Origin of the sequence: Micromonospora sp. NPDC023737, assembly GCF_040639715.1 — a bacterium.
Taxonomy (GTDB): domain Bacteria; phylum Actinomycetota; class Actinomycetes; order Mycobacteriales; family Micromonosporaceae; genus Micromonospora.
The window spans coordinates 369,163-385,926 of record NZ_JBFAAL010000002.1 but is presented as its reverse complement, the minus strand read 5'-3'; the positions used below and the strand labels follow the sequence as shown (position 1 = coordinate 385,926).

Genomic DNA, 16,764 nt, shown 5'->3' with positions numbered 1-16,764 from the left:
TCCGGCCCGCCGACCACAACCAGCACCGACCTGGCTCACCGGCCGGACGGGTGGGCGTGGCGGCGGTGCGGGGCGAGGCCGGCGGACCCGAACGCGAGGGCCGGCGGGGTGTCAGGCTCCGCGTGGACGGCGCGGGCGACGCGACCGCCCCGACGCGCGGTGCGCGGAACGGCCCGGCCGCCCACCCTCGTCCGTCGCTCCGGCCGTTCCCCGGCCGGCGGAACGGTTGGCCGGCACGGGTGCCGGCGGCGGGGCGATCGTCACCGGCACGCCGGATGGTTCCCGCGCCCCGGTCAGCCGGTCCAACGCGTCGTCGCCGGGGCGTACCTGGACGGACTCGGGACGGATGCCGGCCGTGGCCATGAGACGGGAGACGTCCCGGCGCTGTTCCGGCACGACCAGGGTCACCACCCGGCCGGACTGCCCGGCACGGGCGGTACGACCACCCCGGTGCAGGTAGTCCTTCGCCTCGGTGGGCGGGTCCACGTTGACCACCAGGTCCAGCCCGTCGACGTGGATGCCGCGGGCCGCCACGTCCGTGGCGACCAGGGCGCTCACCTGCCCGGTGCGGAACTGCTCCAGGATCCGGGTCCGTTGGGGCTGCGACTTGCCGCCGTGCAGCGCCGCCGCGCGTACCCCCCTGGACAGCAACTGACGGGCGAGCCGGTCGGCGCGATGCTTGGTGCCGAGGAACAGGATGGTGCGCCCCTCGCGGGCGGCGATCCGGGTGACCGCGGCCGCCTTCTCCGCCGCGTCGACGTGCAACACGTGGTGGGTCATCGCGGTGACCGTGGCGGTCCCCGGGTCGACCGAGTGCGACACCGGGTCGCTCAGGAAACGGCGGACCAGCCGGTCCACGCCACCGTCCAGCGTGGCGGAGAAGAGCATCCGCTGCCCGTCCGGAGCGACCTGCTCCAGCAGCTTGGTGACCTGCGGCAGGAAGCCCATGTCGGCCATCTGGTCGGCCTCGTCGAGCACGGTGACCCGGACCTGGTCCAGGCGGGCGTCACCGCGGTTGATCAGATCGTGCAGCCGGCCGGGCGTGGCCACCAGCACCTCCGCCCCGGCGCGCAGCGTGTCCGCCTGCCGCTGCAACGACAGCCCCCCGACCACCGTCGCGCAACGCAGACCCAAGGCGCGGGCGTACGGGACGAGCGCCGTGGTCACCTGTTGGGCGAGCTCGCGGGTCGGTACCAGTACCAGCGCCAGCGGACGGCCCGGACGGGCCCGGTGGCCGGCGGTCCGGTGCAGCAGCGCGAGCCCGAAGGCGAGGGTCTTGCCGGAGCCGGTGCGGCCCCGGCCGAGCACGTCCCGGCCGGCGAGCGAGTCGGGCAGGGTGGCCGACTGGATGGGGAACGGCTCGGTGATGCCCTGTGCCGACAGGGCGGCGAGCAGGGCCGGAGCCAGGCCGGTACCGGCGAACGACGGAATGACGGCAGTCAAAGGAAGCCTTCCTCGAGGCGGCACGTGTCGAGGAAGGCGCCTGGACGGCGCTGTCGCCGGTGCGGCGGAGCCGCCGGCGGTCGCAAGCACGAACCGAATGGAGTACGGAGCCGGCCCGCCGCGCACGGCGGCGGGCCGGTCACCGTCACCGTGCCCCGATGGGCGCGGTGGATGGTGCGGTGTTACCCGACGATCAGAGCGGGCGGATGTTGGCCGCCTGCGGGCCCTTCTGGCCCTGCGTCACCTCGAACTCGACCCGCTGGTTCTCGTCCAGGCTCCGGTAGCCGGAGGACTGGATCGCCGAGAAGTGCGCGAAGACGTCGGCGCCGCCGTCGTCCGGGGTGATGAACCCGAAGCCCTTGTCAGCGTTGAACCACTTGACCGTGCCAATTGCCATGTTTCGTCTCCTTGACGGAACGTCGGACCCGCACCTGCTGCGGGCCCGGAGGAGCGCCCCACGCCGAATCGCGTCGAGTGCCTGTCGCTGCTGGTCGCCCCGCCCGGAGAACTCCGGACACAACAAAGTGCGCCTGGGGCCACAATCCACCAGGCGCACACAGAGTCTCTGGTAACCAAAACTGCAACAACCCCAACCTACCACGAACGGGCGTGCGGCGTACCACCTTCCACGCCCTCCGGTACGGCGGCGATCAGCGCCGCCAACCCGGACACGTCGAGCAGGTCCGCGGGCCGGGCCGTCACCCCGTCCCGTACGTAGTGGAACGCCGCGCCCACCCGGTCGACCGGCACCCCGGCCAGCTCCGCCCAGGCCAGCCGGTAGACGGCCAGTTGCACGGCCGCCGCCTCCGCCGCCGCACCCGTGGGCTGTGCGCCGGTCTTCCAGTCCACCACGTCGTACCGCCCGCCCGGGCGGCTGAAGACCGCGTCCATCCGCCCCCGGACCACCACCCCCGCGATCACCGTGGCGAACGGAACCTCCACCTCGACCGGCACCCGCTCGGCCCACTCACTCGCCAGGAAGCGCTCCTGCAGCTCGGTGAGCGCCTCGTCCGGGGCGGCGTCCGCGTCGGCCGCGCCCGGCAGCTCGTCCAGGTCGAGCAGCCGGTCCGCGCCGAACCGCTGCTCCAACCAGGTGTGGAAGGCGGTGCCCCGGCGGGCGTACGGGTTCGGTGCGCTGGGTGTCGGGCGGCGCAGCGTACGGGCCAGCCCGGCCGGGTCACGGCGCAGCGCCACCAGTTGGGTGACCGTCAGGTGACCGGGCAGGGCCACCTCGACCACTCCCGTGGCCCGAGTCAGCTCGGCCCGCTCGGCCAGCAGCAGATCGACCTCGCGCCGCCAGCGCGCCACCTCCGGATCGTCCGCCACCGGATCCGGCCCGGCGTCACTCCCGGCCACACCCTCCGGCGCCTCGGCCAGGAACCGCCGGACCATCGCGGCGGCCTCGGCCAGCGCCGGCCGGCGCGCACCCAACGGGTCGGCCGGCCATTCCGCCCGGAGCACCACCTCGGTGGTGGGGTTCACCGCATCCGGTGCCGGCTCGGAGGCCCAGACGTCGACCAAATGGCCCGGCCCGCCGTCCAAACAGGCATCGTGCACCTCGCGCAGGAAGACCGACGGGCCGCGCGCCCGTTTGGTCCCCTCCCCCCACCAGTAGCCGGAGCAGAGCAGCAGACGGCGGGGACGGGTCACGGCGACGTACGCCAGCCGCCGTTCCTCACGCTCGTCGTGCGCCCGCCAGTCGTCGGTGAAGTCGGTCAACGCCCGGGCCACGCCACGCTGGTCGGTCACCTCGGTGAGGTCCAACCGGGGCAGGCCGTCGGCGTCACCGCGCAGCGGGAACGGCAGTACGCCCAGCCCACCGAGCCAGTGGTCGGAGTTGCGGACCAGACCCGGCCAGACGCCACGGGTGAGGCCGGCGACCGCCACCACATCCCACTCGAGACCCTTGGCCGCGTGCGCGGTGAGCACCTGCACCGCGCCCTCGACGACCTCGACCTCGCCCGGGCTGAGGCCACGCTCCTCGTCCTCCGCGGCGGCCAGGTACGCCAGGAACGCCGAGAGCGTCGCCCCCGGCGACTCACCGCTGAACCGGGCGGCCACGTCGCCGAGCGCGTCCAGGTGACCGCGGGCGAGACCGGCGTCACCGGTGCCGTCCCGACCGGCCCGGACCGCCACCTCCACGTCCAGGCCGATGGTCCGCTCGACGTCCGCGATCAGATCCGGCAGCGACTGGTCGAGCCGGTAGCGGAGCAGCGCCAACTCCCGGCCGTACGCGCGCAGCCGCGCGTAGCCCTCCGCCGAGTACGCCTGCGCCGGGCCGAGGTCGGCCAGCGCCTCGACGAGCGTCGCCTCGTCCAACTGGTCCGGCGTGATCTCGGGCGTACCGTCCGTGGCGAGCTGACGCCGGGCCCCCGCGATGGCGCGGGCCCGCCGGTGCAGCGCCACCAGGTCACGCGGTCCGATCCGCCAGCGCGCGCCGGTGAGCAGTCGCAGCAGCGCCGCACCGTCGGTCGGGTCGGCCAGCACCCGCAGAGTGCAGACCACGTCCCGCACCTCCGGGGTGTCCAGCAGACCACCCAGGCCCACCACCTCGACGGGCAGGCCCCGTTCACGCAGCGCCGACTCGATCGCCGGGATCTGGCTGCGCACCCGGACCAGCACAGCCGTCGTCGGCCGCTGCGCCACCGGAATGTGCTCGGGCAGCGCTTCGGGCATCCGGGCCGCACCCCGCCAGGCCGCCAGCACACTGTCGGCGATCCACGCCGCCTCGTCGGCGTACGTCTCGAGCAGCGCGCAGTGCACGGTGCCGCCGGCCGCGCCGCGGGGGCTGCGGTGCGGAATCGGGTCGCGTACGGTGTGCGCGGCGTGCAGCTCCGGGACCCGCGCGCCCGCGGCCCGCAGCGGCGTGGCCAGCGCGTTCGCCACCCCGAGGATCTCCGGACGGTTGCGCCAACTGGTGGTGAGGCCGAGCGCGGGAGCGGGCGTACCGTCACGGCGCGCGAACTCGGTGGGGAACCGGTCCAGCGTGCCCGCCGACGCTCCCCGCCAGCCGTAGATCGACTGGCACGGGTCACCGACCGCCGTCACCGGATGCCCGCCGCCGAACAGGGCGGTGAGCAACACCACCTGGGCATGGCTGGTGTCCTGGTACTCGTCGAGCAGCACCACCCGGTAACGGTCCCGCTCGATCACCCCGACCGCCGGGTGGTCCCGCGCCACCCGGGCGGCCCGGGCCAACTGGTCGGCGAAGTCCATCGCCTCGAAGTCGTCCTTGCGCCGGGCGTACGCGCGGACCAGGGGAAGCAGCTTGAGACGCGTCTGCTGGAGTTGGAGCGCCTTGCGCACGTCGGCGTAGACCCGGCCGGGGCGGGTCTGTACCTCCGCGAAGAACCGGCCGGTCCAGGCGGCCAGTTCATCCGGATCGACCAGGTGCTCGTCCAGCTCACCGGCGAGCGCCAGCACCGCGTCGGTGACGGTGCTCGGCATCCTGTCCACCGCGGACATGTCGCCGTCGAAGTTGCGCACCAGCAGGTCCACCAACTGCCAACGGGACGCCTCGGTGAGCAGCCGGGTGGACGGCTCGTAACCGGCGCGCAGCCCGTGCTCGGTGACGATCCGCCCGGCGTACGAGTGGTAGGTGGCGATCGTCGGCTCACCGGCGAGCGGGTCGTCCAGCGGATCCCGCTGCCGCCGCCCGATACGCCGGATCAGCTGGTCGAGCCGGGTACGGACGCGGTGGGCCAGCTCCCCGGCGGCCTTACGGGTGAACGTCAGCCCGAGCACCTGCTCGGGGCGGACGTACGAGTTGGCCACCAGCCAGACCACCCGGGCGGCCATCGTCTCCGTCTTGCCGGACCCGGCGCCCGCGACCACCAGCAGCGGCTCCACCGGCGCGGAGATGATCGCCGCCTGTTCCCGGGTGGGTGCCGGCAGCCGCAGCAGCCGGGCCAGCTCGACCGGGGTGTAGCGGGGGCCGGCGTCGGCCACCCTGGGTGCCGGGGTGGCGGTGCCGAACAGGGCGGTTTGGCCCTCGTTCGCGACTGCGGGGCTCAAGCTCACTCCCCACGTTCCGGTTTCCCCTGGCGACGGACGGCCGGCGGTTCGACGACCTGGCGTCCCTGCCCGGAGACCGGGCAGCTGGTACGCACCGGGCAGACCCGGCACTTCGAGTTCGCCACCGCGGCGAAGGTGGCGGCAGCCATCGTATCGGCGGTACGTCGCACCAGCGCGGTCGCCCAGCCGGCCTCGGGTCCCTGCGCGGCCGGCGGCTGGCTCTGCTCCTTGGCGTCCTTCGCCGTCGTGCCCAACTGCACCAGGGCGGCACCGCCGGACTCGTCACCGAAGTCGGCGAACGCCCCGGCCTCGACCGCCGCCTGGTAGGCGCCCAGCTGCGGATGCTCGGCCAGGTCGCTGCCGGTCACTGCGGTGGACTTACCGGTCTTCAGATCGACCACCACGAGCCGCCCGTCGGCGTCGACCTCCAGCCGGTCCACCCGGCCGACCAGGTCGACCGGGTGGTGCGGGTCGTCCAGGCGTACGGCGAACTCGTGCTCGATGGCGAGCAGCCGCCGCGGATTGCCGGCCAGCCATCGCAGCAGCTTGTCGACCATCGCCTCGGCACGCGACCGCTCCGGCCCGGCCATCCAGCGGGCGGCCAGCTCGATCGCGTCGAATCGGGCGGCCACGTAGTCGAGCAGCGCGCCCCGGTCGGCGCTGGCATCCTCGGCGAGCATCGCGGCGGCATGCACCAGGTTGCCCACTCCCTGCGCGGTACTGGCCGGCGCGCTGCCGCCGTGCCGCTCCAGCAGCCAGCGCAGGCTGCACCGCAGCGCGCTCTCCATCGCCGAGGGGGTCACCCGGACCGGCTCTCCCTCGTCCACCAGCGGCCGGTCGTCGGAGAGCCCGCGAAGCCCCCACCAGTCGTCCGGGTGCGCGCCGGACACCCCGGCGGCCGCCAGCCGGGCCAGCTCGGCCGCCGCGGCGCGCCGCCGGGCGTACTGGGCCGCCGGGTCGACCACCACCGTACGCAGTTCGGCGACGAGAGCCGGCAACGTGAGCGCCCGGGGGGGCCGGGTGATGGGCAACTCCGCGGGTCGCGCGCCGGCCGCCGCACGGACACGATCGGTCTGGTCCTCGCCCGACGCACGATCGTCCGGGCCGTCCTCCGGCGTGGGTCGCGGGCCGGGCGGGGCCGGGTCCTCACCGGACGGAGTCGAGTCGAGGCCCGGCGGGGTCGGGTCAACGCCCAGCGGGGTCGGGTCAACGCCGGGTGGGTCGACCGGCCCGAGCTCGTACAGGAACCGGCTCGGCTGCTCCTCGTGGTCGTCCCCGCCCACCGCCGCCGACGCGACCGCGCTGACCAGCAGCCGGCGCCGGGCGCGGCTCACCGCGACATGGAACAGCCGCCGCTCCTCGTCGAGCAGCGCCGAGGTCTGCCCGACCACGGTGGCCACGCTGCCCCCGTCGACGGCGCGGCCGGCGAGCACGTCGACCAGCCGCTCGGAGCCGAGCAGGCTGCCCCGCAACCGCAGGTCGGGCCAGACCCCCTCCTGCACACCGGCGATCGCGACCATATCCCACTCCAGGCCCTTGGCCGCGTGCGCGGTGAGCAGCCGGACGGCGTCGCCCCGGTCGGCGGTCGGGGCCAGGGTGTCGGCCGGCAGCTCCTGCCCGAGCACGTGATCGAGGAACACCTCCGTACGCGCGCCGGGCAACCGGTCGGTGAACCGGGCCGCCGCGTCGAAGAGCACCATCACCGCGTCGAGGTCCCGGTCAGCGGCCTCGGCGCGGCGCCGCCGGGCGACGTCCCCCTCGCCCGGCACCGGTCGTCCCCGGGTGATCGCGCCGGCCCACCGTTCGGCCAGCCCGCTGGCCTGCCAGACCGCCCAGAGCACGTCCTCAACCGTCGCGCCGGGACGCTCGGCCGCCTCCCGTGCGCCGGCCAGCAGCCCCGCCACGGTCTGCGCCGGTTCGGCCCAGCGCCGGTCGATACCGGCCAGCTCCGCCGGGTCCCGCAGCGCATCGACGAGCAGCTCGCCGGAGGGACGCCGGTCTCCGGTGGCCAGCGCCAGGGCGCGCAGGCCCTGCCGCAGCCGACGCTCGGCCAGCGGATCGGCTCCGCCGAGCGGCGAGTGCAGCAGCGCGACCGCCGCCTCCTCGTCGAGCCGTTCCGGCTCGAGCGCGCAGCGCAGCAGCAGGAGCAGCGGCGCGACCGCCGGTTGCAGGTGCAGCGGCAGGTCCTCGCCGTGCACGACCGTCGGCACCCCGGCGGCGTGCAGCGCCCGTCGCAGGGTGGGCAACTGCAGCGCGGTCGACCGGAGCAGCACCGCCATCTCCGACCAGGGCACCCCGTCGAGCAGATGCGCCGTACGCAACGTGTGGGCCAGCCAGGCCGCCTCGCTGGTCGCCGAGCGGAACGTGTGCACCTCCACCGCCCCGGGCGGAGCCTCGGGCAAAGGCCTCATCCTGCGGTGCGCGGCCGGGCCACGCAGCCGGCGGGCGACCCGACCGGCCGCGGCCAGCAGCCGGGAACCGGCCCGGTAGGAGGTGCCGAGCAACACCTGTGCCGCCGGCGCGCCGGACGCCGTCCGGAACCGGTACGGGAACGTGGTCACCCCGGCCGGGTCGGCGCCGCGGAAGGCGTACGTGGACGAATCCGGGTCGGCGAAGGCGATCAGGGACTTGCCATCGCCGGCGATCACGGCGAGCAGGTCCAGCTGGGCGGGGTCGGTGTCGGCCAGCTCGTCGACGTAGACGTACGCCAGCCGGCGCCGCTCGGCCGCGAGCAACTCCTCGTCGTCGCGCAGCAGCCCGGTGGCGGCCCGGACCAGCTCGGCCGGGTCGTACGCGATCGAGCCGCGGTTGCTCACGTCTCGCAGCGCCAGAACGGCCACGTACTCCCGCAGGAACCGTGCGGCGGCCGGCCAGTCGGCGCGGCCGAGCCTCTCGCCGAGGCGGGCGAGCTCGACCGGGCCGACCCCGCGTTCCGCGGCGCGCATCAGCAGGTCCCGCAACTGGGCGGCGAAGGCGCGCGTGCGTAGCGCCGGTCGTAGGTCCTCCGGCCAACCGACCGGGTCGTCCTCCGGCTCCTCGCCGACCACGTCCAGCAGTTCCCGGATGATGAGATCCTGCTCCGGACCGGTGAGCAGCCGGGGTGACGGCTCGCCCCGCTCGGCGGCGGCCCGGCGGAGCAACCCGAACGCGTACGCCGGGAACGTGCGGACCAGCGGCTCACGGAGCACCCGGTGGCCGTCGCGGGCCACCCGGGCCTCGATCCGGTGGCGTAGCGCGGTGGCCCCCCGGCGGCTGAAGGTGAGCACCAGGATGCGCTCGGGGTCGACGCCCTCCGCCACCCGCGCCGCGACCGCTTCGATGAGTGTGCTGGTCTTGCCGGTGCCCGGACCGCCCCGCACCAGCATCGGCCCGTCGGTGTGCCCGATGACCTCCGCCTGCACCGGGTCGGCCCGCCACATCGACCCGTCGCCCGGGCGCCACGGCCGGCCATCCGAGCGCTCATCCGCGAACGACCCCGGATCTGCGCCATCGCCCTGAGCTCGGCCCGGCCGATCACCTGCCGGCCGCGCCGACGTGCCGTCCCCGGCAGCCACACCGGACGCAGTCAGCTCGCCCCCGTGACCCGACCCCCCGGGCAGGGCGCCCCCGTCACCCGACCCTCCGGGCAGGGCGGCCCCTTCAGCCGACCCCCCGGGCCGGCTGAGCCCGTCGGTCGGCCCTGCGGGCCGACGCACCAACCGGTACGCCTGCATCAGCTCATCCCACCACGCCCCTACGACACCCCCACCCCCGCCACCCCACCACCCATCCCGATGCCGGGTGATCATGAAGTTATTGCGCCGACACGCCGATGCCACGAGCAATAACTTCATGATCAACAGGGGCCGGGGGTCGGGTAGGGAGGGGAGGGAGAGGGGGAGGGGGGGTGGTCAGGCGAGGTGGGACTCGAGGACGTCCAGGGCGGCGGGGACGGAGTCGACGACGGTGAGCAGGTCGAGGCCGGCCGGCTTGAGGAAGTGCTGATCGGTGAGGTCGGCGAGCCAGGCCAGCAGTGGCTGGTAGAAGCGGTCCGCATCCACGAGCACCATCGGCTTGGCGTGCATGGTGAGGGTGGCGGTCGTCCAGACCTCGAAGAGCTCGTCCAAGGTGCCGAGCCCACCGGGCAGCGCCAGGAACGCGTCCGACTTGTCGATCATCAGGGTCTTGCGGCTGGCCATCGAGTCCGTGACCAACAGCTCGTCCGATCGCAGGTCGGCGACCTCCAGGTCAACCAGTGCCTGCGGTATCACCCCGACGGTCGGCCCGCCGGCCGCCCGCGCGCCGTCGGCGACCGCGCCCATCATCCCGACGCAGCCGCCACCGCTCACCAGGGTGTGCCCGCGCCGGGCGATCTCCGCGCCGGTGTCGGTGGCCAGGTCGAGCCAGCGCTGGTCGAGCGTTCGAGAGGAGGCGCAGAAGACACAGATCGCAGCCACTGCTCAGCTCTCCCCCGCCCCGCGGGTGTCGTCGAGTCGGCCAGCAGCCGGCGCCGCGTCACGCTGGTCGGCAGCCACCGCGGCGTCACGCTGGTCGGCAGCCGTGGCCGCGTCCAGCTGGTCGGCGGCGACGCGGGCCACCGCTTCCTCCCGGACCGCCTCCTGCTCGGCGGAGAGCGCCGCCTCGGCCTCGACGATGTGCCGGACCGCCGCGTCGACGGAGTCGGTGAGGCAGATGAGCTCCAGGTCGACCGGTCCGATCTTGCCGTCGGCCGCCATCGTGTCGCGGAGCCAGTCGATCAGTCCGCGCCAGTACTCCGTGCCCATCAGCACCACCGGGAACCGGGTGACCTTGCCGGTCTGTACCAGGGTGAGCGCCTCGAAGAGCTCGTCCATGGTGCCGAACCCGCCGGGGAGCACGACGAACCCGTGGGCGTACTTGACGAACATGGTCTTGCGGGCGAAGAAGTAGCGGAAGTCGATGGCGAGGTCGACCCAGTCGTTGATGCCCTGCTCGAAGGGGAGCTCGATGCCCAGCCCGACCGAGAGGCCGCCGGCCCTGCTGGCGCCCCGGTTGGCGGCCTCCATCACGCCCGGGCCACCGCCGGTGATCACCGCGTAGCCGGCGCGGGCAAGCGCCTCGCCCAGCTCCTCGGCCAGCCGGCACTCAGGGCTGTCCGGACCGCTGCGGGCGGAGCCGAAGACGCTGACCGCCGGGGGAAGATCGGCGAGGGTGTCGAAGCCCTCCACGAACTCCGAGAGGATGCGCAGCGCCCGCCAGGCGTCCCTGGTCTTCCAGTCGCTCCGCCCCCGGGAATCGAGCAACCGCTGATCGGCGGTGCTACTCGGGATTGCCTGCCGACGCAGGGTGACCGCGCCCCGGTGTCGTTCCCGCCCGGGTTGCCGGTCCGCCTCCCGCCCGTTGCTCTGACTCATGCAAGCAACCGTAGTGGAGCGGCTTCGGCCGGGTGCGCGGGGCGAGAACGCGAGAAGCGCGTGGCGAGACAGCGGAGAAATAGTTCGCGATCTTGGGCAACTAAAACGGTCGCCCGCACGTCTTACTATTCACATACCGGGTATGCCCGGCGCGCGCCTTCGGGGGAGGAGCCAGCGTGATCAGCAACAGCGAGATGATCCGGATCCGTCGTCAGATGCAACGGCGGATCCGCGACGTGGTGGCCGAGCGCCGCCGCGCCCGCCAGATGGAGCCGGCCGGCGGCGAGCCGACCGGCGAGGACGTCCGGCAGACCTCCGACCCGTCCCTCACCGCTCAACTCTGACCACCAGCCCAGGCCGGAACCGATCAGGAGGCTCGCGCCATCGACCGCGAGCCTCCTGATCCCGTGTACGAGCTCAGACCGCGGCCAGCCAGCGGTGCAGGGTGGCCGCTCCGTCCCGGATCTTGCTGATCTCGACGTGCTCGTCCTTGTGGTGGGCCAGGTTCGGATCGCCGGGACCGAAGTTCAACGCCGGAATGCCCAGCGCCGCGAAACGGGCCACGTCGGTCCAGCCCAGCTTGCCGATCGGTGCCGCACCGACCGCCGCCAGGAACTCCCTCGCCGGGGGCGCCTCCAGCCCGGGCAGAGCGCCGGCCGCCGCATCGGTCACCGCCAGGTCGAAGCCGGCGAAGACCTCCCGCAGATGCGCCTCGGCGGCCGCCGGGTCACGGTCCGGGGCGTACCGGTAGTTGATCTCGATCTCGCAGCGGTCGGGAATGACGTTGCCGGCCACCCCGCCGTTGATGCGTACCGCGTTGAGCCCCTCGCGGTAGTCACAGCCGTCGATGGTCACCCGTCGCGCCTCGTACGTGGTGAGGCGGCGCAACACCTCACCGGCACCGTGGATGGCGTTCACGCCGTGCCAGGACCGGGCCGCGTGCGCCCGCTCGCCGTGTGTGGTGACGATCGCCCGCATGGTCCCCTGGCAACCGGCCTCGACGATGCCGTACGTCGGTTCCAGCAGCACCGCGAAGTCCGCCTGGAGCCACTCGGGGTGCGCCTCGCCGACCAGGCGCAGCCCGTTGTACTGCGACTCGATCTCCTCCGCCTCGTAGAAGAAGTACGTGACGTCGTAGCAGGGGTCGGGCAGGGTCACCGCCAGGTGCAGGGCGTACGCCACACCCGACTTCATGTCCGAGGTGCCGCAGCCGTACATCAGATCGCCACGCATGGTGGAGGGGAAGTTGTCGTTCAACGGCACCGTGTCGAGGTGCCCGGCCAGCACCACCCGCTGCGCACGGTTCAGCTCGGTCCGCGCCATCACCGTGTTGCCGTGCCGGTACGTGGTCAGGTGCGGCACCCCCCGGAGCACCTCCTCGACGCAGTCCGCGATCGCCTTCTCGTTGAGGGAGACGGACTCGATGTCGACGAGGGCGCGGGTCAGCGCCACCGGATCGGCGAGGACCTCGGGGGTCAACGGGTTCTCCATGGTTCGCACGGTACCGTCAGAGCCGGTGGGGGGCCGAGCGAGCTTGCGTCCCCGCGACCGCGAACGAGAGGTGAATCAGTGACGTCCGCGCAATCCGCCTGGGGCATCGGCCTGGCCACGGTCACCGCCGACGAGCAGGTGCTCGACACCTGGTACCCGACCGGCAAGCTGGGGCTCGGCGAGCTTCCGCTGGTGCCCGGCGAGGAGAAGGCGGACGTGCTCGACCTGCCGCCCTCGTCGGTCGGCGAGCGGACCCTGCCCGGTCTGCGTACCGTCCAGGTGATCACCGTCATCGGCTCACTGGACGATCCGATCAAGGACGCGCCGGACGCGTACCTCCGGTTGCACCTGCTCTCCCACCGCCTGGTGCGGCCGAACGGACTCAACCTCGACGGCATCTTCGGCAAGTTGGCGAACGTGGCCTGGACCTCGGCCGGGCCGTGCCCGCCGGAGCGGGTCGACGAGCTGCGGGTGATCGAGCGGGCCGCCGGTCGCCACCTGACCGTGTACGGGGTGGACAAGTTCCCCCGGATGACCGACTACGTGGTGCCCTCCGGGGTGCGCATCGCCGACGCCGACCGGGTGCGCCTCGGCGCGCACCTGTCATCCGGCACCACCGTGATGCACGAGGGGTTCGTGAACTTCAACGCCGGCACGCTCGGCACCTCGATGGTCGAGGGGCGGATCGTGCAGGGTGTGGCGGTCGGCGACGGCTCCGACATCGGTGGCGGCGCCTCGATCATGGGCACTCTCTCCGGCGGCGGCACCGAGAGGATCCGCATCGGTGAGCGGAGCCTGATCGGCGCGAACGCCGGCGTCGGCATCTCCCTCGGCGACGACTGCGTGGTCGAGGCCGGCTGCTACATCACCGCCGCCTCGAAGATCACTCTGCCGGACGGCCGGGTCGTCAAGGCCCGTGACCTCTCCGGCGTGGACGGTCTGCTCTTCTGGCGCAACTCGGTCACCGGCGCGTTGGAGGCCAAGCCGCGCACCGGCCGGGGCATCGAGCTGAACGCCGCACTGCACGCCAACGACTGACGCGGTGACTCCTCCGGGCCCGCGGTCGCCCGCCGGCCCGGAGGAGCCCACCCTCACCTCAAGCGGTACGCCTGGATGATGTGCTGGGTCACCGTGTCACCGGCGTTGTCCCGTGCGGTGGCCCGCAGCGAGGCGTACCCGGGGCCGGCCGGGTGCCGGACCGTGGCCTTCCAGCCGTCGCGGGTCTGCTGGACCTTCGCCCGCTGCCAGGTCGAGCCACCGTCGTAGGAGACCTCGACGGCCAGCGCGGCGACGCGGGCCGAGGGCGTCCCCGGCTGCCGCTCCACCTGGACCGGGATGACGAAGCTCCGGCCGGCGGGCGCGCTGTTCGCCGCGTCCAGCGGTGGCGCGAAGCGGACCGCCATCGCGGGCAGCCGGGCGAAGTCGTCACCGGGTACGTGCCAGGAGCGGAACGTCCACGCCGCACCGACCTCGGTGCTCAGATCGGTGAAGCCGCGTCGCGTCACGGTCTCCAGCCGGTAACCGGCGGCGGCCGCCGGGACCTCGAACATGCCGAACCCCGGGTCGGTGTTCTCCCCGATCAGTTTCCCGTTGCGGTAGAGAGCCGTCCGGGCGCTGTCGGGAAGCGACCCGCCGGCGTGACCGGACGCGTCACTGTGCAGCGGCACGTCGAGTACGAGCAGGTCGCCCTGGCGGGTGATGCCCTGCCCCGGCCAGCGCGGCTCCGGGAAGGACGGCCCGTACGGTGCCGTGTTCCAGCTCTCCCGCAGGTGTCTGCCGGCCCGGTAGGACGCGACGTCGCTGGACAGGACGGCACGAGGTTCGAGCCACCCGTCCTCGGCACGCACGCCGAAGTTCAGCTCGGAGTTCCAGCGCACGCCGCGGGTGTTGTAGTGCTCGACGCGCTGTCCCGGCACCGCGGTCGGCAGCACGACGGCCCAGCCACCCCCGGCCGGCCCCACCTGCGGATAGACCGCCCGCTCCGCCTCCAGACCGGGGTACCCGCCGCGGAACGTGTGGGTGACGGTGGCCAGGTCACTGGGGCGGTAGCGCCGGTCGAAGCCGGTCGGCATGCGGCCGGGGAAACCCTCGCTGACCGCGTAGAGATACGGGCTGCTGGCGGCGTCCCGGTCGGCCCACTGGCTGCTCACCGTGCCGACGAAGCGGTCCGCGTCGCCGTCCGGGCCGATCTGGCCACTGAACAGGCCGGTGAAATCGAAGCTCAGCAGGCTGAAGCCGTACGAATTGCCGTTGACGGCGAGGACGTTCGCTCCGATGTCGATCAGCTGCGGGGTGGCCTTCCGGTCCGGCACCGTGGTGCTCACCGGCTTCGCCCGCCGGGCGTCGACGGTGAGCTCGGTGTCCCGGTCGAGCACCAGTTCCGGGCGGGCGAGCAGCGCGGTACGGGCATCCTGCTCGTCGCCGCCGTACAGGTAGCTGACCAGGGCGTACCGCCCCTTTGGCACGCGGACCTGCGCGGTGCCGTCCGGGTCGTACAGGTCGTGGCTGCTGGTGTCCGCCAGGTCGACCAGCGTGGTGCTGTGGCCGGCCGTCGCCGCACCCGTGTCGTCCAGGTGCCGGACGGTGAGCGTGTAGCTCTCCACCTCCCGGTGCACGGCGACCGGGGTGACCGCGACCGTGTCACCGGATCGGGCGACCACCCGGCCGGTGTAGTACCCGTCGGTGTCGCCGACCCGGGTGTCGGCGGTGACCGTGGCGGTCGCCGTACCGCCGGCCGGCACGGTCACCTGGCCGGCGCTCAGGGCGAACATCCCGCCCGGCGCGGGTGCCCCGTCCGGGCCGGTGACGTCGAGGGTGAGGTCCAGGGTGAGCGCGGCCGGGCCGTCGTTGCGCCAGGTCACCTGCCGGCTGATCGGCGTGTCGTCGTCGTGCGGCCAGACCGCCCGCCCGAACGAGACGCTCACCGGGTCGCTGGTGACGGTCTGACCGATCGCCCGGGCCACATCGACCCGCCCGGCACCCTGCTCGTACGCGGTCCGCTCCGGGTGCGGCCTGGCCGAGGCCATCAGTGTCGCCTTGAGCTGACCGGCCGTCCAGTCGCCGTGCTGCTGGGCGAGGAGCGCGACCGCGCCCGCGACGTGCGGCGCGGCCATCGACGTGCCGGAGATGGCGACGTACGACTCACCCACCGGCTCGCCGATCTGGCCGTCCGCGGCCCGGGCCGCGACGATCTCCACTCCCGGGGCGGTGAGGTCCGGCTTGATCGCCTCGTCGCCGACCCGCGGCCCGCGGCTGGAGAAGTCGGCGAGTTCGTCGTCGCGATCAACGGCACCGACCGCGAGTGCCGCGTCGGCGGTGCCGGGCGAGCCGACCGGCGCGAAGCCGCCGTCGTTGCCGGCGGAGACCACGAAGAGGGTGCCGGTCTGCTCGGTGAGCTGGGTCACCGCCTCCTCGAGCGGATCGGTCTCCGGCGTGTCCGGGCCGGTGAGGCTCATGTTCACCACGTCCGCCTGCTGTTCGACGGCGGCCCAGTGCATGCCCGCGAGGATGGCCGAGTCGGTGCAGAAACTGGTCTCGCAGACCTTGCCGGAGAGCAGTGTCGCGTCCGGTGCGACCCCCCGGTAGCTACCGCCGGAGGCGGCGCCGCTGCCGGCGATGATCGAGGCGACGTGGGTGCCGTGCCCCACCAGGTCGCCCGGGGCCGGGTCCTCGGTGAAGTTACGTGCCTCGGCCACCCGGCCGGTCAGGTCCGGGTGGTTGGTGTCCACACCGGTGTCGAGCACCGCGACGCGTACGCCCGCGCCGGTGTAGCCGGCCGCGTGGGCGGCCGGTGCCCCGATCTGCGGGACGCTGTGGTCGAGCGTGACCCGACGCCGGCCGTCGAGCCAGATCCGGTCGGCACCCCCCGCGCCGGCTCTGGCGCCGGACCGGCCGGTGACCGTCGCCCAGAACTCGTCCGCCCGATCCTTGTCGACCGTGCCGGCCACCCCGTCGATCGCGGGCAGGTCCCGGGTGACCGTGACGTCCGCCGGGGCGGCGGCGCGCCGATCGGCGCCACTGCGCTGGCGCAGCAGCACCGGCAGGTCGTCGCGCCGGGTGTCGTCGTAGCCGGCGGCGATCAGCCCGGTGACGTCGAAGAGCCGCGGGTCGACGCGGCCGCTGCCGATCAGCGGTAGCGCGTCCTGCGGCACGACCGAGAGCCGCCCCTGATCCCGTCGGGTCAGGAAGCGTACGTGCTCACGCCCGGGGGCGGGTCGCACGCTGGCGCCACCGGACGAGGAGACGGTCACCTTGTCTCCGGTGAGCAGGGTGACGGTGTTCGGGTGGTCGGTGGGCGTCGACGAGGCCGGCTCGGCCGTTGGCGCGGGCGGGACGGCCGCCGGTGCGGCCACCGCGACCGCCGGCGCGGCGAGCACGAGGGTGAGCGTGAGAGCTGCTCCGGTCAACTTCCGTGTTCGGTGCAACGGGTCCTCCTAGCTGAGGC

The 16,764-nt window shown here is 73.7% G+C and carries 9 protein-coding genes and 1 pseudogene; 2 read left to right on the top strand and 8 right to left on the bottom strand.

The window, feature by feature from the left end:
* Nucleotides 1-111: 111 nt before the first annotated feature.
* The 6 genes and pseudogenes from AB0F98_RS07145 to AB0F98_RS07120 all read right to left on the bottom strand — a co-directional run.
* Nucleotides 112-1,443 (bottom strand): DEAD/DEAH box helicase, encoded by a 1,332-nt coding sequence (locus tag AB0F98_RS07145; protein WP_357729990.1) that lies wholly within the window; start codon nucleotides 1,441-1,443, stop codon nucleotides 112-114.
* Between the two features lie 193 nt (nucleotides 1,444-1,636).
* A complete protein-coding gene (locus AB0F98_RS07140) occupies nucleotides 1,637-1,840 on the bottom strand; it encodes a cold-shock protein (protein ID WP_076466503.1) in 204 nt (67 codons plus the stop codon).
* 197 nt (nucleotides 1,841-2,037) lie between these two features.
* Nucleotides 2,038-5,421, bottom strand: a complete 3,384-nt coding sequence (locus AB0F98_RS07135; protein ID WP_357730893.1) for an ATP-dependent DNA helicase — start codon at nucleotides 5,419-5,421, stop codon at nucleotides 2,038-2,040.
* A gap of 38 nt (nucleotides 5,422-5,459) precedes the next feature.
* Nucleotides 5,460-8,876: an ATP-dependent DNA helicase gene (locus tag AB0F98_RS07130; RefSeq protein WP_357729986.1), complete on the bottom strand. Its 3,417-nt coding sequence runs from the start codon at nucleotides 8,874-8,876 to the stop codon at nucleotides 5,460-5,462.
* A 471-nt stretch (nucleotides 8,877-9,347) separates the two neighbouring features.
* Entirely contained in the window at nucleotides 9,348-9,893 is a 546-nt protein-coding gene (locus tag AB0F98_RS07125) for a TIGR00730 family Rossman fold protein (RefSeq protein ID WP_357729983.1), read from the bottom strand.
* Between the two features lie 117 nt (nucleotides 9,894-10,010).
* Nucleotides 10,011-10,829 (bottom strand): annotated as a pseudogene (locus AB0F98_RS07120) (TIGR00730 family Rossman fold protein); the annotation flags it as partial.
* 176 nt (nucleotides 10,830-11,005) lie between these two features.
* On the opposite strand from AB0F98_RS07120, the gene AB0F98_RS07115 reads away from it, so the two are divergent.
* A complete protein-coding gene (locus AB0F98_RS07115; protein WP_357729980.1) occupies nucleotides 11,006-11,173 on the top strand; it encodes a hypothetical protein in 168 nt (55 codons plus the stop codon).
* 73 nt (nucleotides 11,174-11,246) lie between these two features.
* Here the strand turns inward: AB0F98_RS07115 and dapE are convergent, their stop codons facing one another.
* A complete protein-coding gene (gene dapE, locus AB0F98_RS07110) occupies nucleotides 11,247-12,320 on the bottom strand; it encodes a succinyl-diaminopimelate desuccinylase (protein ID WP_357729977.1) in 1,074 nt (357 codons plus the stop codon).
* A 78-nt stretch (nucleotides 12,321-12,398) separates the two neighbouring features.
* On the opposite strand from dapE, the gene dapD reads away from it, so the two are divergent.
* Nucleotides 12,399-13,358, top strand: a complete 960-nt coding sequence (gene dapD, locus AB0F98_RS07105; protein ID WP_357729972.1) for a 2,3,4,5-tetrahydropyridine-2,6-dicarboxylate N-succinyltransferase — start codon at nucleotides 12,399-12,401, stop codon at nucleotides 13,356-13,358.
* Nucleotides 13,359-13,411: 53 nt separating this feature from the next.
* Here the strand turns inward: dapD and AB0F98_RS07100 are convergent, their stop codons facing one another.
* Nucleotides 13,412-16,744 carry a S8 family serine peptidase gene (locus AB0F98_RS07100; RefSeq protein WP_357729969.1) on the bottom strand — a complete coding sequence of 1,111 codons (3,333 nt, stop codon included), beginning with the start codon at nucleotides 16,742-16,744 and terminating at the stop codon, nucleotides 13,412-13,414.
* Between the last annotated feature and the right edge of the window lie 20 nt (nucleotides 16,745-16,764).

Excerpts from the sequence above, each read along its gene's own strand:
- AB0F98_RS07140 (WP_076466503.1), bottom strand. The coding sequence starts at position 1,840 with ATGGCAATTGGCACGGTCAAGTGGTTCAACGCTGACAAGGGCTTCGGG.
- dapE (WP_357729977.1), bottom strand. The coding sequence starts at position 12,320 with ATGGAGAACCCGTTGACCCCCGAGGTCCTCGCCGATCCGGTGGCGCTG.
- AB0F98_RS07130 (WP_357729986.1), bottom strand. The coding sequence starts at position 8,876 with ATGTGGCGGGCCGACCCGGTGCAGGCGGAGGTCATCGGGCACACCGAC.